Below are 18,639 nucleotides of genomic sequence, written 5' to 3'. Positions count from 1 at the left end.
TCAAGTTATGTTCAATTCGCTAGCAGCCATTTGTTTGGGAGCATCTCTCGGCGCTGCGCTGGTTGCTGGGCATGTCGCTCAACGCGCTATTTCCCGCCATACCGCCCGGCACACTGGTAGCGAATCTGATCGGCGGTTACCTGATCGGTGTCGCGCTGGCCGTTTTTGCCCATCACCCCGGCTTAGCACCCGAGTGGCGCCTGTTCGTCATCACCGGTTTCTTGGGCGGATTGACCACATTTTCCACGTTCTCCGCCGAAGTCACGACGCTGATTCAAGAAGGGCGCATGCTGTGGGCTTTGGGTGCGATCAGCGCGCATGTGATCGGTTCTTTGGTAATGACGATGCTTGGACTAGCAACCGTTTCCACGTTCAAGACCCTTTGATTTTAGGGAGAGAGCTATGAGAGGCTATCAGCTGACTTTTTTCACTCAACAAGACCGCCAGCACAACCACCAGCCGCTCGGAGAATGGCTGCTGCAAGCTGCTATGAAACTGGGCATCGGTGGTGCAACGCTGATCGCCGCTAGCGAAGGCTTCGGACATGACCGCAAACTGCACGCCGCGCATTTCTTTGAACTGGCTGATCAACCGATCGAGGTGACGATGGCCGTCAGCGAACAGCAGGCAGAACTCATGTTCGAGCATCTGAGGCAGGAAAGCGTAAAAGTGTTTTACGTCAAAACACCGATAGAATTCGGTATGACCGGAAAATTGTGATGCTGCAAAGATAAATTGCTGGGTAACATCGAAACAAAGGATTTGCCCGATATCGGCAAAGACCTCAGGAAATATAGGGCCCAAGAAATCGTACACCATTGAAATGAATTAGATGTGAAGGAGCATCAGCCACCCACACTTCTGTTTCCCAAGCAATTTCACTAAGGTAGCGGCTCATTATGGAACGGTTCGGGAAAGCGGTCACATAGACCAGCCCGGCATTGGAGTCCGCAAAGAGTTGGGCGAGTTCGGCGTGGCGCTTGCCATCGACCGGACCGTGACTGGTGACGGACTCCACTAGCAGTAGCCAGTTTTTCTCGGTGAAGTGCAGAACCACATCAGGCATCTTCCCGTGCGACTCTACCTCCACGCCCAGCTTGGCCAGCAACACGGCGTCGAAGTAACCCCACTTGTCGCCGGTGTCACCGGCATAGACCAGCACGCTACTTGGTGCAAAGCGGGGCGCGAAATCCTCAATGATGGCCCGGATCAGTTCGCTGTGTTCGCCGGGGCTGAGAGTGATTTCCTTCCCCGGGGCAATCTCAACCGGGACGCGGTTCTGTTCGCGCTCCATCGCGTACATGGCAACCAGCGTTTCACGCTCGGCCAGATAGGCGGTGAGATTGTCGTGCCACTTGGTCGTGCCGAAGCTGCGCAGCAACTTGAGCGCGGCGGGTTCGATCTGATAGACCGCCTTCGGGCTGTTTACCGGGCGGTCTGGCATATCAGGGTTGTAGAGGACTAGGCCAGCATCGCAGAACTGGTGCATTGTCTGACGTCGGAATGTCTCGCGAGTATTCGGCGCGTACTCCCTGTCGTAGTGCTTCCGTACCCAATCCATGGTCGGCGTAATGCCAACAAGCGGGTTTTCTGCCTGTGACCACGGCTTTCCCGGTGTGAGGTTTAGCAGAGCCAGCAGAGATAGGGCGGATCGCTCGTTTTGCTGCGCTCGGGGTAAGCCTAAAGACATGATGATCTGGTGGGCGGCCTCGATGTACTCGTTCTTCTTGTCGTTCAAGTAGTCAGCTTCCCTAGTTGTTCATCCATCATTTCCTGCGTGATTTCGCTGTGCTGCTTGGCCCACTTGCCCAGCTCGATCAGCGCCTCACGGCTCGGGTATTTCATTAGCTTGAGGTCGGTTGCATTGACCTGCGTATGGCCATTGAAGCGGCGAAAGCTCTCGTCAACTGCGGTCGTATTCAAAAAAACGGCCAAGCCCCTTGCCAGCAACTCAGGTAAGCCACGCTTGTTCATGTGAAAGAGGTTGATGTGATTCTCGAATCCCAATACGGTATGGTCGCCGAATGCCGAAGGTTCGACCACGCTTGCCACCACACGCCGCTTCTCTTCCTTCGATGAGAAGCGGCGCACTGCGCAGTAGAAGCCATTGGGATAAAGCCACTTTTCGGTCGCCTCGTTGCGCAGGATCGCGTTCGGCTTCTTCAAGCCCGGCACCGGCCACATCGTCCCGTTGATGCTTAGGTGGCCAGGATAAACCAAGGGCACGGCGCCCTTTTCGGGCATGTCCCGCAGATGCTCTTTCAAGCGGAAGTCCACCACGGGGCCGGTCGATACTTTGATGCCCAGATCAGCCAGCGAGTAGCGCACAGCGGGGGATAGCTCGATGGCGCTTTTCTCGGTCGTGGTGGGTACATGGATAAATCGCTCAGGGTCGCCCGGAAACACGATCCGATCGAACGAGTGTTCGTGTGTGGCAAGATCGGTGAAGCTGTCGTCGGTCGAAGTGGTGATTGTCACCGGCCCTTGCTGACCGCCTCGCTCAATGCGAATGATGACATTCTCTTGCAGCACTTTGTCATCCTTGAAAGCCTTGGTGCGTGACTTGAAGAGGTGCATATGGCGGATGGCTGTTCGTTCAAAGATGAAGTCACGGAACGGGCGGTAGTATGGCCCATTGCAGAAACTACGCGGAATAATTGCCACGATCTGGCCGCCCGGTGCTGCTTGTGCCACGGCCAGCGCAACAAAAGCCGAATACAGATTCACCGTCTCAATGCCAACAGAGCGCAAGGCTAGCCGGTAAGCTGAGTTGCTGCTGATCTTTTTGTAGGGCGGATTAAGAATCGCGTGAGTGTAATAAATAGGTGCCTCGGAAAATAAGCTGTTAGATAGTGACTCAGTAGCTGCATAGATAAAATCATGACTCCGGATATTTACTTCAAAATTGCTGAAATCCTTGTACTTCTCGAAAGATTGAAACAAAAAATCATGCAACGCTCTATCAATTTCAAATGCGTTAAGTTCAACACTTTTGAAATGAAGCCCGCCCGCTCTCCACCTCTCAATAAAAGCTACAGATAGCGAACCAATACCGGCACCCGCATCAAGAAGACGGCAAATCCCATTGGCAGCAGGAAATAAGCTAGCCATAAATTTTGCAATTTTCTCAGGCGTAAGAAATTGTCCAAACTGCGATTTCTTTTGCGCATTAGTGCTACGCGAAACATATATTCTTTTTTGCTCAACGGCAGATAGCAATGAGGATTCTCCTGTTGTAAGTTCTGAGCACACAAGTTTTTTGTTCAATAATTCCAAACTTCAAAATGTAGCACCTAGGAATTTAAATAATGACCAATCATCTTTATGCATATTAATACAAATCAGAAAATGAACAAGATGAATGGTATCTCCACTATAAATCTAACTGCCAGACCTATTGTGGCGGGGCGTGCCGAGCTGCTAAAGTCGGGCTTCGATTTTCACTTCAAGGAGCATCAAATGCGAAAAACGCGAATGATCATTGCCTGCTTGCTGATTTCCACATCAGCGATTGCGGCGGATATGGATAGCCGGCAAACGCTCTCACTCTCCGAAGTTCAGCGCAGTCACGTGCTGGAGGAAATGCGGGCATTGTTGTCTGGCACGCGGGACATTCTGGCGGCGCTTGCGATGGATGATATGGCATCAGTTTCCAAATTTGCCCGCCCCCTGGGATTGGGTATGACGCATAAAGCCGAGGATCACCTCAAGAGTGTGCTGCCCAGGGAATTCATGCAGCTTGGCATGTCCTTGCATCAGGATTTCGATCAAATTGCCGCGGATGCCGAATCCAAGAAGGATTCCAAGCTCACACTGCGGCAGTTGAGCGACGCCATGGCCAAGTGCGTTGCCTGCCATGACGCTTATCAGATCAATAAGGCACCGGCATCCGGACAACCGGTGCAAACTAAGGAGCATGGGCACCACCATCATCATTAGAGCTTAAAACAGACTACAAGGAATATCCGGTTTTGCTGCGTTGAAATCAGATTCGAGTAGTCTTTGTGTTACTCAAAGCAATCGCACTTACTATACAAATAGCGGTCGAATCACCAATCATGAAAAAAATTTCCCGCAGAAAAATGATCCAGTTCGGTGTATTGAGCGGTCTAGCCAGTGCATTGGGAGTTAATGCCGGTATTGCCAAAGCATCGGTGCTGATACCGACTCCCGATGAAACCGAAGGGCCGTTTTATCCGGTGAAAGATCAGCAAGACAAAGATGCCGATTTAACGCAAATCAAGGGACATACGGCTGCTGCGCAAGGTCAGCACATTGTTGTGAGCGGTCAAGTTCAGGATGTGGCAGGGCATCCGGTTGCGCAGGCTGCATTGGATATTTGGCAGGCTGATGCCCATGGGCGTTACCATCATCCGCGCGATCCTAATCCAGCGCGTCCGGATGAAAATTTCCAAGGCTGGGCGATCATCCATAGCGACGAGAACGGTTTATTCCGCTTCAAGACGGTGATGCCCGGGGCCTATCCCGCCAGCGGATCCTGGATCCGGCCGCCGCACATTCATTTTAAGGTCTCAAAACCAGGCTACCGTGTTCTGACTACGCAAATGTATTTTCCCGCTGAAAAGCTCAACCGCAGCGATTTATTGTGGAACGCAAAATCGGAGCGGGAACGCACCGCGATGACAGCACAGCTGGTTGCCAAGCAAGGCAATTTACCCGTTTACGAGTACAATATCGTTCTTGATTTACTTCGCCGATAAAACATGACAACCAAACATAATACATTGCTCATTCTGGGCTCCGGACCTGCCGGTTATACCGCTGCCGTCTATGCCGCGCGTGCAAATCTGAAACCAGTTTTGATCACCGGATTGGCGCAAGGCGGACAGTTGATGACGACTACCGATGTCGACAATTGGCCGGCCGATGCAATGGGCGTGCAAGGCCCGGAACTGATGGAACGGTTTCAGAAACATGCCGAGCGCTTTCAAACCGAAATCATTTTTGACCATATCCATACCGCCAAACTGACGGAAAAACCGATTACGCTGATCGGCGATCAAGGCACTTATACCTGCGATGCGCTCATTATCGCTACCGGCGCTTCCGCGCAATATCTCGGTCTGCCGTCGGAAGAAGCATTCATGGGACGCGGCGTATCCGGTTGCGCGACCTGTGACGGTTTTTTCTATAAAGGACAGGACGTTGCCGTGATCGGTGGCGGCAATACTGCGGTAGAGGAAGCACTTTATCTGGCCAATATCGCGCGCAGCGTGACCGTGGTGCATCGACGCGATCAGTTCCGCTCGGAAAAAATTCTGATTGATAAATTGATGGAAAAAGTCCGCAACGGCAATATCAAACTGGCATTGAATCATGTGCTGGAAGAAGTGCTCGGCGATCAATCCGGCGTAACTGGCATGCGTATCAAAAGCACGCAGGACAATTCCACGCAGACGATCAACTTGCAGGGCGTATTCATCGCCATTGGCCATAAACCCAATACCGATATTTTCACCGGACAACTGGACATGGAAAACGGCTATATCGTCACGCGCGGCGGCGGTCAGGGCAATGCGACAGCAACCAGCATCCCCGGTGTTTTTGCTGCGGGCGACGTGCAGGATCACATTTATCGTCAAGCAGTCACAAGCGCCGCGAGCGGCTGCATGGCGGCATTGGATGCGGAAAAATACCTCGATCATTTGAAATAGCCCATGCGCCGGGAACTCTGCAGCAAGCAGCCAGTGATATGGAATGAAGGACAAGAATCCCACGCAAGATGACGATGAAATGGCGCTGTTTCACGCCGCAATGCGCGACGTAGCGCCGTTACCCGCCACCGGCACGGTCGTCCAGCATAAGCCTTCCGTCCCTCCGGTTCCCCGTAAAAGTAATCTGCAGGAACAGCCCATCACAGCGGATGCACTCTCTGATCATATTGCCATCGAAATGGAAGCAGGTGATGATTGGTCCTATGTGCGCCCCGGTATGCCGCGTCTGACATTGCGGAAATTGCGGCGCGGTCATTGGGGAATCCAGGACAATCTCGATCTGCACGGATTTACTCGTGACGAAGCCAGACAGGAATTAAGTATTTTCCTGAATGCTTGTTCGCAGAATAAGTTTCGCTGTGTCCGCATCATTCACGGCAAAGGGTTGAGCTCGAAGAATCGCGAACCGGTTCTGAAAACCCGGATTGGAAACTGGTTGCTGCAACACGCGGATGTGCTGGCTTTTTGTCAGGCTAAAGCGGAAGACGGCGGTGGCGGTGCAATCCTGGTTTTGCTTAAAAGCAAAGCATAGATCGATCGAACCCTACCTTTACAGCGAAGGACTGGATTCCTGCGGAAAAGCTTTTTCGTATTTGCTTTGGCACTCAATACAGCGTTGTGCGGACGGGTACGCCAGCAAACGCTCAAACCCGATTTCGTTGCCGCAATCGATACAATCACCGAATTCCAGCTCGTTGAGATACTCCATCGACATTTCCAGCTCGCGCATCTCGTTGATCTGCCGGTCAATCAGTGCGGTATCGATGTCATCCGGAGTATCATCCAAATATTCCGACCGCTCAGAGTCACGAATATCATTGGTATGCGCCAATTCGTTTTGAACCTCTTCCTGCAACGCAAGATATCGCTCATGGAGTGCCGTTTTTAAATGCGCTAATTGATCTTCTGTGAAATTTGCCATTCAGTCTCCTTTCAATTTTAGCTTTCATATATTGTCTGAGATGTGATTTTCAATCCTTGATCGAAGTCAAATGAACATGTCCCTATCAGGGCTCTGCCGGATCAAGCCGCTTGTAAATGCTTCAAATCCGCGATCACTTCGGCAGAGTTACGGGCTGCGCTCGCTGACAGATACATCCGTGCGATTTTCCCCTGCGGATCGATCAAGAAGGTATTGCGCTGGGCGAATTTGATAATGCCCAGATTAATCAGGGAATGATAACGTGCCGCCGTTTCTGCTGTGGTATCCGCCAGTAAAGGAAACTGCAGCTGAAACTTCTTAGCGAAATCAGCATGACTGCTTGTGTTATCGACACTCACGCCGACCACATCCGCACCCAAGTCCACCAATTCCTGTAAGCCGTCACGAAAAGCGCAAGCTTGTTTGGTGCAACCAGGCGTATCGTCCTTAGGATAAAAATATAATGCCAGCCATTTGCCGCGAAAGTCAGCCAAAGCGTGCGTTTTTCCATGCTGATCATTCAATTTGAAATCGGGTGCAAGCTGACCCAGCTCGAGTGACTTTCTATTCCTGGAAAAAAACCAGAACATGAATCCCAGCGTGAGGATTGATAAGGTAATAGTCAACCATTCCATCATATTTTCGTCCTTATTCGTTGTTATTCGAATGCCGCAACGGCCAGGCCCATAGCCGTAATAATACAATAGCCAGCAACGCCAGCAGACTGGCGAACATAAAAGCCGCCGCCGCGCTGTATACATGCCATATCACCCCGAACAATAGCCCCGCCGGAATAGCCGCGATACCGCTGACTAGATGATACCAGCCAAAAGCGGTGCCGCGTTCGTCAGGCGCAGCATAGTCGCTAATCAACGCACGTTCGGCGCCCTCGCTCAAACCCATCAGCAATCCGTAAAAAACACTGATGATCCATAACCCGGTGCTCGTTGTGATCTGACTCAGCGCCATAAACGACAGTGCGAGCGCGGACCAGCCGATTAGAATCAATGCGCCGCGGCCGAAATGATCCGCTAATTGCCCTCCCTGCGTGGAAGTAATCGCCTTGGCGAGATTGAGCGCCGCCCATAGCAACAGTAATTCAACCACACCAATACCTAATTCATGACCGAATAGCAAAATAAAAGTTTCAGAGGCGCGTGCGAAGGTGAACACCATCAACACCCATAAGTAATGCTGCATCGGCACAGACAATGCAGACCAGCGCAACGGCGTAAGTACCCGCTGCGCTGCTGGGGATGGGGATGGGGATGGGGATGGGGATGGGGATGGGGATGGGGATGGGATTTGGCTGGCCGTGGTTTTCACTCCTGCGCCCAAAAGCGCCACCGCGACAAAGCCGGGTACTGCCGACCATAGAATCACTTCACTCAGACTTAAATCCGACCACGCCAGAATAGCCGCAGCCGCCAGAGCGCCTGCAACCGCGCCGGCATTATCCAATGCGCGATGAAAACCGAATGCATAGCCGCGGATCTGCGGCGGTGTTGCGTCGGCGACCATCGCATCGCGCGGCGCGCTGCGCAATCCCTTGCCAATACGATCCACACTCCGCAGCAATAATACGGTTAGCCAGGAACCCGCCAAGCCAAGGAGCGGACGCGTCAGATTGGAAAGCGTATAGCCCGCCAACGCGAGCTTTTTACGCCGCCCGCTCATCACATCGGAATGCCGTCCCGCCCATAACTTGAGAAAACAGGCTAACGCATCCGCTACCCCTTCGATCAATCCCAGCGCAATCGGCCCCGCAGCCAGCACAGTTGCCAGCAAAATTGGGATCAATGGCACCACGATATCAGATGCAAAATCATTGAAAAAGCTAACTAATCCGAGAACAACGACCGTTCCTGGCAGTTTTTTTGAGGTTTCCGGACTGGAAGGATCCGGTTGACCAGGTTTATTCATGGTGTGATATTAGCGTAAAATATCAAGTTCGCCCTGGTAGCTCAGTGGATAGAGCAACCCCCTCCTAAGGGGTAGGTCGCACGTTCGATTCGTGTTCAGGGCGCCAATAAATCAGCATGTTACACAATTGAATAGCTTTCTAAAATCAATCGGTGCCACACCGGTGCCACGTCAGAGAAGAATAATAAACAAATAAATACCCTCATAAATAATAAGCTTAGCGGGTCTTTAAAATAAATACCTTTTCTTCTAAAGTTTTTTCAGAGCATACCGATAGAACAATCTCGTTTAGCAGAACACCATTAAAAACTATGGGGCTGTAGTAGATCAGTTTAAATCTGAGTCCAAAGTTTAAGTATTTTTAGTTGTTGTTTAGGTGTTCCATAGTTGAACCTGAATTCACATTCTTTGAGGAACAGTGGGAATGATCCTTTAGGGATACCATTGTATTTTCTTAAGACGCGTTTAGCCTGATTCCAAAAGTTTTCAATGCCGTTGATGTGATTCTTGCCTTGAGCAAATAGTGTGGAATGATTGATTCGTTCATGGTAAAAATGATTCACGTCGAGCGCATTGTAACTGCGGTAACAGTTTGTATAAACTATGCTGCCAGGTGCTATTTTCCTAGTAATGAGCGGCATCAACGTTTCCGTCTTGGCATCTCCAACAACCTTCATATAGACCTTACCACCACGTTTCAATATGCCAAACACAGCAACCTTACCCGCAGCCCTTCTACCTCGCTTGCCCTTACGGACACCGCCAAAGTAGCTTTCATCTAATTCCACCACGCCATCAAAGATTTCGTGAGATTCCTGCTCCAGATGATGCACAATCACTTCGCGTATTTTGCGATAAAACAGTGCTGTACTATTGGGCTGTATTTCCAGCATATCGGCTGCCGATCTTGCTGTAACCTCCAACACAAAATATTCCAGTAGCTTTAATTGTATTTAATAATCTACAATGACTTATCTTCATTCAATTAGCTTAGCATCTAAGCTAATCTACTACAGCCCCAAAACTATTCTTCGCAATGTAAATCAGTAAGCCGAGATAAGCGGATTCTTTAGGGAAGCGCTGAACAAATCCCGAGGTTTGCTGAGATAATAGATTTTTCTGACGACCTTCTAAATACGCCATGCCACACCAAACGAGCTTTGCCGATCTTGATTACAATCACAAGAAACGCCGGACACGGCGGGAGGTTTTCTTAAGCGAGATGGAAGGGGTAATACCCTGGCAAGTGTTGCTGTCGCACATAGAACCGCATTACCCCAAGAGTGGACGACGGGGCCGTCAGCCGATGGCGCTGGGAAGCATGTTTCGCATCTACTGCCTGCAAAACTGGTTCAACCTGTCAGACCGGCAAATGGAAGATGCTCTGTATGAGATCGAAAGCATGCGCCGGTTTGCAGGATTTAGTGGCGTTACCGATACCCTGCCAGACAAGACCACGATACTGAATTTCCGTCATCTTTTGGAGAAGCACGAACTGACAACGGTATTGCTGGAGGCGATCAATGCTCATCTCAAGTCGCAGGGCCTGCTAGTTTCTAAAGGTACGATGGTAGATGCCACACTCATTCATGCCGCAAGTTCGACCAAGAATCGTGAACAGGCGCGAGATCCTGAAATGCACCAGACGAAGAAGGGAAAGCAATGGTACTTTGGCATGAAGGTGCATGTTGGGGCCGATGTGGATTGCGGGGCGGTGCACACGGTTGAGATTACCGCAGCCCATGAAGCTGACATCAACATTCTCCCTAAGCTGCTGCGGGCGGAAGACGAGGTTATTTTTGGCGATGCGGGCTACGCCAGCGATGAATACAAACGGGGATCGCGGCAATTGGGAATACGCTGGTGCGTACAAGACAAACGCAAGCCCGGACAGAATCTCTCGGAGAGTCAGAAGAAGCGTAACCGGAAGCATTCCTCGATCCGGGCGCGGGTAGAACATGTATTCCGGGTGATCAAGCGGCAGTTTGGATTCACCAAGACCCGCTACCGCGGGCTGATGAAGAATGCCGTTCAGGTGAACATGTTGATGGGCCTGGCCAACCTGTACCTGCTGCGCAGGCGGCTGCTGACGGCTTGAGGGACAAGTCCGTCCGTCATACCCCGGCGGCGGATGATGACGCCCAAACAGGGGAAATCCGGCTACAAAACACCACTGAAAAATGAATTGCCGGGAATTCGTGTTCAAAAAAATGGCAGGATTACCGGGAAATCTGGAAATCACTAATTGTTCAGCGCTTCCTTAATGAATTCAGGAGCATTCGCTATCTGCGTTATGGCGTCATAGCCTCTTATCTCTTGTACTTTTAGTATCTCTATCCCATATTCCTCACTTCCTAAACGGAATGTCAGAAATTCATTCGCCATTTGATTCATCGCCGAACCAGATGAATCAGTGACTTTATTTATTGCCTGTTCCTGAAACATAATTTAAGCTCCTTTCGTCTTCTATCTAAAACCGATTCAACGATCGTTAATGCATCGTATTTATGGCTTCTTAATTAAACTAATGAGGCTTTTCTTACGGGAAAATGAAAAATCTTCTTTAATCATTTTTAAAATTCCGATTGCAATATTGATTTATCATCATTGAATAGAAGACTTTTCATCATTTATTTACGAGTTCAGCACGATGACAATTGAAGGAATGAATCATTTCACTGTAGTGAGCAATGATTTGGAAAGAAGCAAGGCTTTTTATATGAATATCCTTGGATTGAAAGAAGGCTACCGCCCGCCGTTTGCATTTCCGGGCGCATGGCTTTACGCCGGCAATCAAGCGATTCTGCATATCATGGCGGGCAAGCCCATGCCGCCTAATGCGACCGGTGTAATCGATCACATGGCTTTTACGGCAACCAATCTGCAGGCTACGGTCGATTGCCTAAAACTGCACGGTATTCAGTTCGATTTGCACCGCTTGAAAGGGCTGGAAATCTGGCAATTGTTTTGCCATGATCCGGACGGCGCCAAGGTGGAATTGGATTTTCCGGCCAGTGAACCAGAACCCAAGGTTTAGATCGTTACTTAGCACACTTCGGATTCTTACCCGCAGCACGCGCTTGCTGCATCAATGCCGTAGCTTTGGGTAAATGCGCACGTAAATCGTCGATACGTGTTTCGTGTGAAGGATGGGTTGATAGGAATTCAGCCGGTTGCGCTCCCTGACTGGCTTGCGCCATTTTCTGCCATAACGTGATGCTTTCGGCGGGATTAAATCCTGCTTTTGCCATTAACTCAACGCCTATCATATCCGCCTCACTTTCGTGCAAGCGACTAAACGGCATGATCACCCCATATTGCGCGCCAACCCCAAGTAGACTCACTGCCGTTTGTCCCATGGGCGTCGTTGGCGCAGCGACTGCGGCAATCAGTGAAATTCCCATTTGCGCGCCCAGCTTTTGCGACATCCGCTCATTACTGTGCCGCGCCTGCACATGGCCAATCTCATGACCGATTACCGAGGCCAGTTGATCCTGATTATCCACAAGCTCAACCAAACCGGTGTGCACACCAATCTTGTTGCCCGGCAAAGCAAAGGCATTCAGCGTGGCATCTTCAAATACGACCACTTCCCAATTACCGCCTACTTCACGGGTGATCGCATCGGTAACGCAGGTTACAAACTGGTTTTCTTTTGTGTCTTGACTAATTTTCTTTCCCTGCTTCAAATCCGAGAAAGCTTGCAACCCCATCGCGTCTACCTCATTGTCAGGCATAAAAACCAGCTGAGTTCTACCCATCGGTGAAGTGGCGCAGGCCGTCAAAGAAAATATAATCAACAAAGCACATAGTATTCTGAACTTCATATCAAACTCTCTCCATAGCGTGGATGTAAGGGATTTTTCTCGTCGCCGTCATGATATTCCTTTTAACCAGCAAAAAAGCAATTTTCTTTACCATCATTACATTAAGATTCAGACGTAGCAGATCACTTAAAGTATGATATAACGCATTTTTTAACAAACAAAAGGAGCACCAAAATGAGCGATCATGTGTACAAAGTTATCGAAATCGTTGGTTCGTCGACTAAAAGCAGTGATGATGCGATTCAGCAAGCCGTCGCTAAAGCGGGTGCATCCTTGCATAACCTGGATTGGTTCGAAGTAGTGGAAACGCGCGGACATATTACGAATGGCAAGATTGCACATTACCAGGTTAAGTTAAAGATCGGTTTCCGCCTGGATTGAGGCGATTAGCGCATCGATAATACTGCAACAAAGCCTCAGAACTTGAGGCTTAATCCCAGCAAAACCTCACACTCTCCCGGTAACGGTTTATTGATCAAGCATCACACCGCAAACAGCACAAGTTGCTCCCTCTCGCGCCCTCATTGCAGCGCCCTCTCTTCCACATGCCAGCGTCAAGCCCACCGGTTCGCGGTATAATCAAACAATTTACCCAATAAAAACATCGTCCCCATGCAAGAAAAATATCATCCCCAGGAAATTGAGAAAAAAGCCCAGCAGCACTGGGAGCAAACCGCCGCATTTAAAGCCGTTGAAACCCCCGGCAAATCGAAATATTACTGTCTGTCGATGTTTCCCTATCCCTCCGGCAAGCTGCATATGGGACATGTGCGCAATTACACCATCGGCGATGTGCTGTCGCGTTACCGCCGCATGCAAGGTTATAACGTATTGCAACCGATGGGGTGGGATGCATTCGGGCTGCCAGCGGAGAATGCCGCGATGCAAAATAATGTGTCGCCGGCCAAGTGGACCTACGACAACATCGCCTACATGCGCAAGCAACTGAAAAGCCTGGGGTTGAGCATCGATTGGACACGTGAAATCGCCACTTGCGATCCAAGTTACTATCACTGGAATCAATGGTTGTTTTTGCGCATGCTGGAGAAAGGGCTGGCGTATCAAACCACCGGCGTGGTCAACTGGGATCCGATCGATCAAACCGTGCTGGCGAATGAACAAGTCATCGACGGTTGCGGCTGGCGCACCGGCGCACCGGTGGAAAAGCGCGAAATCCCGATGTATTACCTGAAAATCACGCAGTACGCCGATGAATTGCTGGCCGCACTGGATACGTTGGGCGGCTGGCCGGAGCGGGTCAGAACCATGCAAGCCAACTGGATCGGCAAAAGCTATGGCGTCGACATCACCTTCCCTGCCGATCAGGAATCGGGTACGCCGCAAGATTTGAAAGTATTCACCACCCGCGCGGATACGCTGATGGGCGCCACTTATGTAGCCGTCGCCGCTGAGCACCCGATCGCCCTGCATGCCGCACAGAACAATCCAGCGCTGCAAGCCTTCATCCAGGAATGCAAACTCGGCTCCGCCAAGGAGGCCGACCTCGCCACGCAGGAAAAGAAAGGCATGGATACCGGTTTGTTCGTGATCCATCCGCTCAATGGTGAGAAACTGCCGGTGTGGGTCGCCAATTATGTGTTGATGGGTTACGGCGAAGGCGCGGTTATGGCTGTATCGGCACATGACGAACGTGATTTTGCTTTTGCCACGCAGTACCGGTTACCGATCAAAGCGGTTATCAAACCTCTGGAAGGCAATTTGGCACTACCGCTCACCGAAGCCTACACTGAACATGGCATCACGTTCGACTCAGGCGAATTCTCAGGATTGGAATTTCAGCCAGCAGTCGATGCGATTGCCTCTGCATTGGAACGGAAAAACCTGGGCAGCAAACGCGTGCAATATCGCCTGCGCGACTGGGGCATTTCCCGGCAGCGCTACTGGGGCTGTCCGATTCCATTGATTCATTGCGCCGATTGCGGCGTGGTACCGGTACCCGACGATCAATTACCGGTAGTGCTGCCGCAGGATCTGGTACCGGATGGTTCCGGTAATCCGCTCGGTAAAACACCGTCCTTTTATGAGTGCGCTTGTCCTAAATGCGGTAAGCCCGCGCGCCGGGAAACCGATACCATGGACACGTTTGTCGATTCTTCCTGGTATTACGCCCGCTACGCTTGTCCGGATCAGCATAACGCCATGACCGACGAGCGCGTCAATTACTGGCTGCCTGCCGATCAGTATATCGGTGGTATCGAACACGCCATTCTGCATCTGCTGTATTCGCGCTTCTGGAGCAAGATCATGCGCGACCTGGGCTTACTGAAACTGGACGAACCGTTTACCAATTTGCTAACGCAAGGTATGGTGCTGAATGAAATTTTTTACCGCAAATCCGGCAACGGGCGCATCACCTATTTCAACCCGACCGAAGTCAGCCTTCAGCATGACGAGCAAGGCAAACGTTGTGGCGCGATCTTACTGTCGGATAATCAGCCGGTCGAATCTGGCGGCATCGGCACGATGTCGAAATCCAAGAACAATGGCGTTGATCCGCAAAAACTGGTGGAAGAATATGGTGCCGATACCGCGCGCCTGTTTATGATGTTCGCCAGCCCGCCGACGCAAACACTAGAATGGGCGGATGCTGGCGTCGATGGCGCTTACCGTTTTCTGAAACGCCTGTGGCGGCAAGCCTTCTTGCATCTCCAAGATGGCGCGGTCCAAATCGACCCGGCATTGCATGCCACGCTGTCTGCGGAACTCAAAGCCCTGCGCTGCCAGTTGCACCAGACCATCGCCAAGGTAACCGATGACCTGGAGCGCCGCCATACCTTCAATACTGCGATTGCCGCAGTAATGGAATTAATGAATGGCTTGGCAAAATGCCAGGACACCGGCGCCGCCAGCCGCAATCTGATGCAGGAAGCGCTGGAAAGCATCGTGCTGCTGCTGTCCCCGATCGTACCGCACATCTGTCATGAGCTCTGGCGCGAACTCAGACCGGGCACCGAGCTATCCGGTCAACCCTGGCCGCAGGCGGATAACGCCGCGATGGCGCAGGATGAAATCAAGTTGATCGTGCAAGTGAATGGTAAGCTGCGCGGACAAATCAATGTCGCCAAAGATGCCGACAAAGAAGCCATTGAGCGCACTGCCATGGCCAACGAGCATGTGCAGAAATTTATCGAAGGGCAAACAGTGAAAAAAATCATTGTCGTACCCGGTAGATTGATCAACATAGTCGTATAAAAATACTGACGCCCATACCCCTATGAAACTGAGTAAACAGCACATTCTTATCCTGGTGATCTTGCTCCTGTTGACGGCTTGCGGTTTTAAACTACGCGGGCAAATTTCCTCGCTGCCATTCAAAACCCTGTATATTTCAGCGCCGGACGGAAACACCATCGGCATGAATCTGGAGCGCGCCATTGGCACGTCGTCAACAACCAAGGTGGTTGCCAATGCGGAAGATGCCGAGGCTACTTTGGAGGTCATCAGCGCCACCAGTGAAAGGATCATCCTGTCGCTGTCCGGAGGCGGCCGGGTACGTGACTTTAACCTGCTTTACCGCGTCAGATACCGTCTTTACGACAAACAGAATGTAGAAATCGTCCCACACACGGAAGTTACCTTAACGCGCGTCCTCCCGTTCCTGGATGCGCAAATCCTAGCGAAGGAAGCGGAAGAGCGGTTGCTACAAAAAGATATGGAAGCCGACGCGATTCAGCAAATGCTGTGGCGCTTGTCGACCATCCAGCGATAGCCGAACCCGGGGATCGGGGATCGGAGATCTCTCTGCTTTTAATCCACGCGGCGCCATCATGCGGATAAAACTCGAACAGCTTCACCAGCAGTTGCAGAAACAAACCGCCCCGCTGTATACGTTATTTGGCAGCGAACCTTTGCTGATTCTGGAAGCAACCGATCAGATCCGCACACACGCACGTCAGCAAGGTTACACCGAGCGCGAATTGCTCACAGTCGATCAGCATTTCGATTGGGCGGAACTGCTCAATGCCGGCAATAACCTATCGCTGTTTGGTGACCGCAGAATCATGGATCTCCGTATCCCTTCCGGCAAACCCGGCAGGGAGGGTGGCAAAGCACTCGAATCCTATTGCATCTCATTACCGCCTGATACCGTGACACTGATCACGCTGCCGCGCATCGACAAACAAGGGCAAGCCAGCAAATGGTTCAAAGCGCTCGAAACGGCGGGGACGTTGATCGCAGTTTATCCCATCGAACGCGATCAATTACCCGGCTGGATTGGCCAGCGTCTCGCCAAACAACAGCAAAAAACCGATGCCGCCACCTTGCAATTTCTCGCTGGCCAAGTCGAAGGCAACCTGCTCGCGGCGCATCAGGAAATCCAGAAACTTGCGCTGCTCTATCCTACCGGTAACCTGACATTTGAGCAGGTGAAAGACGTGGTTCTGAATGTCGCGCGCTACGATGTCTATCAGCTATCCGACGCCATGATTACAGGCGACATCGCTCGCTTTATGCGCGTTCTGACCGGATTACAAGGCGAAGGCGCCGCCCCGCTGCTGATCCTTTCCACCTTGGCTGAACAAATCCGCCAATTGATCGTCATCCGTAAAGGCCTGGATAACGGCCAGTCACCTGCGCAATTACTGCAAGCCGTCAGAATTTGGGGCGACCGGCAAAAACCGGTCATGGCTGCCGCCCAGCGCATCAGTCTGCGTACGCTGATGCAAGGACTATCCGATGCTGCGGAAATAGACCGGATGATTAAGGGTGTGGCGCAAGGAGATGCCTGGGAGGGATTGTTGCAATTGGGGTTGAGTTTTACCCGCCACAAACTTGGCAGTTAACCGCAACTGATCCCAGTGCATTCGATCGCCGCAAAAAATCAGTTAAATTTCCCGCTACTTTTTCTGATCCTCAACCTTTTTGTCCTTTGTAATCGGATTCTGCACACCATACCCAGCTTCCTTGGCCTTGTAGCCACCGTAGGCACCGGCTCCCCCTACCGCAAGAAGCCAGCAACCCGATAGCATGGGGATCATGAGCAAAATGACCATGTAATGTAATAATCTCGCTCTCATCGCAACCTCCAGAAAAATTCATCGAAATCTTTATACTCGCTTTCTCATTCTATTACCGGCCCTTGTAACTAGGGAATAAGCATAATGCTTATTCCCAATTCTATTCTTGATCAAGCACCTGAATAATAATGAGAGTCGGCAAGTGCATCATGCAGTATCACGCTCATAAGATCGCAAAAAAATGGGAGCCAAAGCTCCCATTTCTAATACACGATCAATCCGGATTATTACACTTGCGCTGCTTTTCTACGGCGTGCGGCGAAACCCGTTAACACTAAACCGGCCAGTAACATGGCATACGTTTCAGGTTCGGGAACCGGAGTTACCTCAAATCCTGCATATCTCACATTTGCCTGTGAATTATTGTAGAAACCAAACTGCCCGGAAGTAAATGTGGTATCAACGACAGTGACGTTCCACAATTCGGTAGCACCTTGGCTTACAACAACATGAATTTCGCCTGGATTCACATTAAAATCAAGGTGGAAATTGTATAGCACATTGTCCGCCCACCCCTTAGAACTGGAGTGATTGGTAGCAAGAACTTCCATATCGCCAAAATTAGTCGTGTTTTCCCAGAACTCTTCCAATGACAAGTCTGCTAGGCCATTACCTGTAGCGCCATGAAATTCCTTAATGGTCATGCCTTCCGCTGCGGTACGGCCAACATAGCCTTGCGTCGCTTGTTTCCAGTCAAACAAATAAAAATTACTCGAATTCTGGTAACCAAAGACAAAACCCATGTAATCATCATCGCTTCCTGTCGTAACTTGCCATGAGCCGTCGACTGAATAGTTGCTAAGATTCAGGTTATTCAAAAAGAAAGAAGGGTCGGCATTAATGACTTGCTTAACTGCCGTATTGCCAGGTTCCAACACCCAGCTACCAGCACCTTGCCCGCCTGGATAATTCAGCGTTAATGGTGTCCAGCTCGATAAGTCGATCGGTGCAGCGTGAGTAGCGAGTGGAGTTAATAAGAATAATCCAGCTGTTGCCAGGTAACGTAAATTTTTTTTCATCATGATAGGTTCCTCTAAAAAGTTTTTATTCTAACAAGGCACTCCCTCATCAATAGTATTTTATTAGGGTCTTAGGAAGTTAAGCACTTACTAAAGTGTGCTAACTTTCTGAGATGAATGCCAAAAACAGATACTATTTTCGTTCTCGAATCAGAGAAGCAAAATTCAGGCAAC

Annotated in this window: 19 protein-coding genes, 1 tRNA gene and 3 pseudogenes; 13 read left to right on the top strand and 10 right to left on the bottom strand. The window is 50.6% G+C overall.

What is annotated here, in order from left to right:
• Positions 1–7 precede the first annotated feature (7 nt).
• Positions 8–386 (top strand): annotated as a pseudogene (gene crcB / locus DU481_RS02700) (fluoride efflux transporter CrcB).
• 16 nt (positions 387–402) lie between these two features.
• Entirely contained in the window at positions 403–720 is a 318-nt protein-coding gene (locus DU481_RS02695) for a DUF190 domain-containing protein (RefSeq protein ID WP_350132248.1), read from the top strand.
• A 64-nt stretch (positions 721–784) separates the two neighbouring features.
• Here DU481_RS02695 and DU481_RS02690 read toward each other — a convergent pair whose 3' ends face one another.
• On the bottom strand, positions 785–1,738 hold the full coding sequence (locus DU481_RS02690; protein WP_350132245.1) for a BsuBI/PstI family type II restriction endonuclease: 954 nt from the start codon (positions 1,736–1,738) through the stop codon (positions 785–787).
• Positions 1,735–3,219 (bottom strand): Eco57I restriction-modification methylase domain-containing protein, encoded by a 1,485-nt coding sequence (locus tag DU481_RS02685; RefSeq protein WP_350132242.1) that lies wholly within the window; start codon positions 3,217–3,219, stop codon positions 1,735–1,737. Before DU481_RS02685 ends, DU481_RS02690 begins: the two co-directional genes overlap by 4 nt.
• 240 nt (positions 3,220–3,459) lie before the next feature.
• Here DU481_RS02685 and DU481_RS02680 point away from each other — a divergent pair, with 240 nt between their 5' ends.
• From DU481_RS02680 to DU481_RS02665, 4 genes are all read left to right on the top strand, one after another.
• Positions 3,460–3,939, top strand: a complete 480-nt coding sequence (locus DU481_RS02680; protein ID WP_350132239.1) for a hypothetical protein — start codon at positions 3,460–3,462, stop codon at positions 3,937–3,939.
• A gap of 119 nt (positions 3,940–4,058) precedes the next feature.
• Entirely contained in the window at positions 4,059–4,721 is a 663-nt protein-coding gene (locus DU481_RS02675; RefSeq protein WP_350132236.1) for a dioxygenase family protein, read from the top strand.
• Between the two features lie 3 nt (positions 4,722–4,724).
• Positions 4,725–5,675, top strand: a complete 951-nt coding sequence (gene trxB, locus DU481_RS02670; protein WP_090321280.1) for a thioredoxin-disulfide reductase — start codon at positions 4,725–4,727, stop codon at positions 5,673–5,675.
• A gap of 43 nt (positions 5,676–5,718) precedes the next feature.
• Positions 5,719–6,267, top strand: coding sequence for a Smr/MutS family protein (locus DU481_RS02665; protein WP_350132233.1), 549 nt, complete (start codon positions 5,719–5,721; stop codon positions 6,265–6,267).
• 18 nt (positions 6,268–6,285) lie between these two features.
• Here the strand turns inward: DU481_RS02665 and DU481_RS02660 are convergent, their stop codons facing one another.
• The 3 genes from DU481_RS02660 to DU481_RS02650 form a co-directional block, all read right to left on the bottom strand.
• Positions 6,286–6,657, bottom strand: coding sequence for a TraR/DksA family transcriptional regulator (locus DU481_RS02660; RefSeq protein ID WP_350132230.1), 372 nt, complete (start codon positions 6,655–6,657; stop codon positions 6,286–6,288).
• A gap of 101 nt (positions 6,658–6,758) precedes the next feature.
• Positions 6,759–7,292 carry a peroxiredoxin gene (locus DU481_RS02655; protein ID WP_350132492.1) on the bottom strand — a complete coding sequence of 178 codons (534 nt, stop codon included), beginning with the start codon at positions 7,290–7,292 and terminating at the stop codon, positions 6,759–6,761.
• Positions 7,293–7,305: 13 nt separating this feature from the next.
• Entirely contained in the window at positions 7,306–8,580 is a 1,275-nt protein-coding gene (locus DU481_RS02650) for an MFS transporter (protein WP_350132227.1), read from the bottom strand.
• A gap of 30 nt (positions 8,581–8,610) precedes the next feature.
• Between DU481_RS02650 and DU481_RS02645 the strand changes: the two genes are divergently transcribed.
• Positions 8,611–8,686 (top strand) — tRNA-Arg (locus tag DU481_RS02645).
• A 226-nt stretch (positions 8,687–8,912) separates the two neighbouring features.
• Here the strand turns inward: DU481_RS02645 and DU481_RS02640 are convergent.
• Positions 8,913–9,561 (bottom strand): annotated as a pseudogene (locus tag DU481_RS02640) (IS1595 family transposase).
• Between the two features lie 160 nt (positions 9,562–9,721).
• Between DU481_RS02640 and DU481_RS02635 the strand changes: the two are divergent.
• Positions 9,722–10,678, top strand: coding sequence for an IS5 family transposase (locus tag DU481_RS02635; protein WP_350132225.1), 957 nt, complete (start codon positions 9,722–9,724; stop codon positions 10,676–10,678).
• Positions 10,679–10,827: 149 nt separating this feature from the next.
• On the opposite strand, the pseudogene DU481_RS02630 reads toward DU481_RS02635, so the two are convergent.
• Positions 10,828–10,974 (bottom strand): annotated as a pseudogene (locus DU481_RS02630) (chemotaxis protein CheW); the annotation flags it as partial.
• A 256-nt stretch (positions 10,975–11,230) separates the two neighbouring features.
• Here DU481_RS02630 and DU481_RS02625 point away from each other — a divergent pair.
• Positions 11,231–11,617, top strand: coding sequence for a VOC family protein (locus tag DU481_RS02625; protein WP_350132222.1), 387 nt, complete (start codon positions 11,231–11,233; stop codon positions 11,615–11,617).
• Between the two features lie 4 nt (positions 11,618–11,621).
• Here DU481_RS02625 and DU481_RS02620 read toward each other — a convergent pair whose 3' ends face one another.
• Positions 11,622–12,317 carry a M48 family metallopeptidase gene (locus DU481_RS02620; RefSeq protein WP_350132219.1) on the bottom strand — a complete coding sequence of 232 codons (696 nt, stop codon included), beginning with the start codon at positions 12,315–12,317 and terminating at the stop codon, positions 11,622–11,624.
• 264 nt (positions 12,318–12,581) lie between these two features.
• Between DU481_RS02620 and DU481_RS02615 the strand changes: the two genes are divergently transcribed.
• The 4 genes from DU481_RS02615 to holA all read left to right on the top strand — a co-directional run bounded on the left by DU481_RS02615 (position 12,582) and on the right by holA (position 17,212).
• Entirely contained in the window at positions 12,582–12,788 is a 207-nt protein-coding gene (locus tag DU481_RS02615) for a dodecin (protein WP_107803513.1), read from the top strand.
• Positions 12,789–13,019: 231 nt separating this feature from the next.
• Positions 13,020–15,620: a leucine--tRNA ligase gene (gene leuS / locus DU481_RS02610; protein WP_350132215.1), complete on the top strand. Its 2,601-nt coding sequence runs from the start codon at positions 13,020–13,022 to the stop codon at positions 15,618–15,620.
• Positions 15,621–15,642: 22 nt separating this feature from the next.
• Positions 15,643–16,137 carry an LPS-assembly lipoprotein LptE gene (locus tag DU481_RS02605; RefSeq protein ID WP_107803515.1) on the top strand — a complete coding sequence of 165 codons (495 nt, stop codon included), beginning with the start codon at positions 15,643–15,645 and terminating at the stop codon, positions 16,135–16,137.
• 58 nt (positions 16,138–16,195) lie between these two features.
• Positions 16,196–17,212, top strand: coding sequence for a DNA polymerase III subunit delta (gene holA / locus DU481_RS02600; RefSeq protein WP_350132212.1), 1,017 nt, complete (start codon positions 16,196–16,198; stop codon positions 17,210–17,212).
• A gap of 54 nt (positions 17,213–17,266) precedes the next feature.
• On the opposite strand, the gene DU481_RS02595 is transcribed toward holA, so the two are convergent.
• Positions 17,267–17,446, bottom strand: a complete 180-nt coding sequence (locus tag DU481_RS02595) for a hypothetical protein (RefSeq protein ID WP_121167618.1) — start codon at positions 17,444–17,446, stop codon at positions 17,267–17,269.
• Positions 17,447–17,673: 227 nt separating this feature from the next.
• A complete protein-coding gene (locus DU481_RS02590) occupies positions 17,674–18,468 on the bottom strand; it encodes an FxDxF family PEP-CTERM protein (RefSeq protein WP_350132209.1) in 795 nt (264 codons plus the stop codon).
• Positions 18,469–18,639: the final 171 nt, after the last annotated feature.

The sequence above is a fragment of the Nitrosomonas sp. genome (genome assembly GCF_040240425.1).
GTDB lineage: Bacteria > Pseudomonadota > Gammaproteobacteria > Burkholderiales > Nitrosomonadaceae > Nitrosomonas.
Note: the sequence above shows the minus strand (reverse complement) of the source record. Positions and strands in the feature narration are given on the sequence as shown.

Bases quoted from the DNA above. Each gene is read 5' to 3' on its own strand.
- DU481_RS02695 (WP_350132248.1), top strand. From the start codon at position 403: ATGAGAGGCTATCAGCTGACTTTTTTCACTCAACAAGACCGCCAGCAC.
- DU481_RS02680 (WP_350132239.1), top strand. From the start codon at position 3,460: ATGCGAAAAACGCGAATGATCATTGCCTGCTTGCTGATTTCCACATCA.
- DU481_RS02675 (WP_350132236.1), top strand. From the start codon at position 4,059: ATGAAAAAAATTTCCCGCAGAAAAATGATCCAGTTCGGTGTATTGAGC.
- trxB (WP_090321280.1), top strand. From the start codon at position 4,725: ATGACAACCAAACATAATACATTGCTCATTCTGGGCTCCGGACCTGCC.
- DU481_RS02665 (WP_350132233.1), top strand. From the start codon at position 5,719: ATGAAGGACAAGAATCCCACGCAAGATGACGATGAAATGGCGCTGTTT.
- DU481_RS02660 (WP_350132230.1), bottom strand. From the start codon at position 6,657: ATGGCAAATTTCACAGAAGATCAATTAGCGCATTTAAAAACGGCACTC.
- DU481_RS02655 (WP_350132492.1), bottom strand. From the start codon at position 7,292: ATGGAATGGTTGACTATTACCTTATCAATCCTCACGCTGGGATTCATG.
- DU481_RS02650 (WP_350132227.1), bottom strand. From the start codon at position 8,580: ATGAATAAACCTGGTCAACCGGATCCTTCCAGTCCGGAAACCTCAAAA.
- DU481_RS02635 (WP_350132225.1), top strand. From the start codon at position 9,722: ATGCCACACCAAACGAGCTTTGCCGATCTTGATTACAATCACAAGAAA.
- DU481_RS02625 (WP_350132222.1), top strand. From the start codon at position 11,231: ATGACAATTGAAGGAATGAATCATTTCACTGTAGTGAGCAATGATTTG.
- DU481_RS02620 (WP_350132219.1), bottom strand. From the start codon at position 12,317: ATGCCTGACAATGAGGTAGACGCGATGGGGTTGCAAGCTTTCTCGGAT.
- DU481_RS02615 (WP_107803513.1), top strand. From the start codon at position 12,582: ATGAGCGATCATGTGTACAAAGTTATCGAAATCGTTGGTTCGTCGACT.
- leuS (WP_350132215.1), top strand. From the start codon at position 13,020: ATGCAAGAAAAATATCATCCCCAGGAAATTGAGAAAAAAGCCCAGCAG.
- DU481_RS02605 (WP_107803515.1), top strand. From the start codon at position 15,643: ATGAAACTGAGTAAACAGCACATTCTTATCCTGGTGATCTTGCTCCTG.
- holA (WP_350132212.1), top strand. From the start codon at position 16,196: ATGCGGATAAAACTCGAACAGCTTCACCAGCAGTTGCAGAAACAAACC.
- DU481_RS02595 (WP_121167618.1), bottom strand. From the start codon at position 17,446: ATGAGAGCGAGATTATTACATTACATGGTCATTTTGCTCATGATCCCC.
- DU481_RS02590 (WP_350132209.1), bottom strand. From the start codon at position 18,468: ATGATGAAAAAAAATTTACGTTACCTGGCAACAGCTGGATTATTCTTA.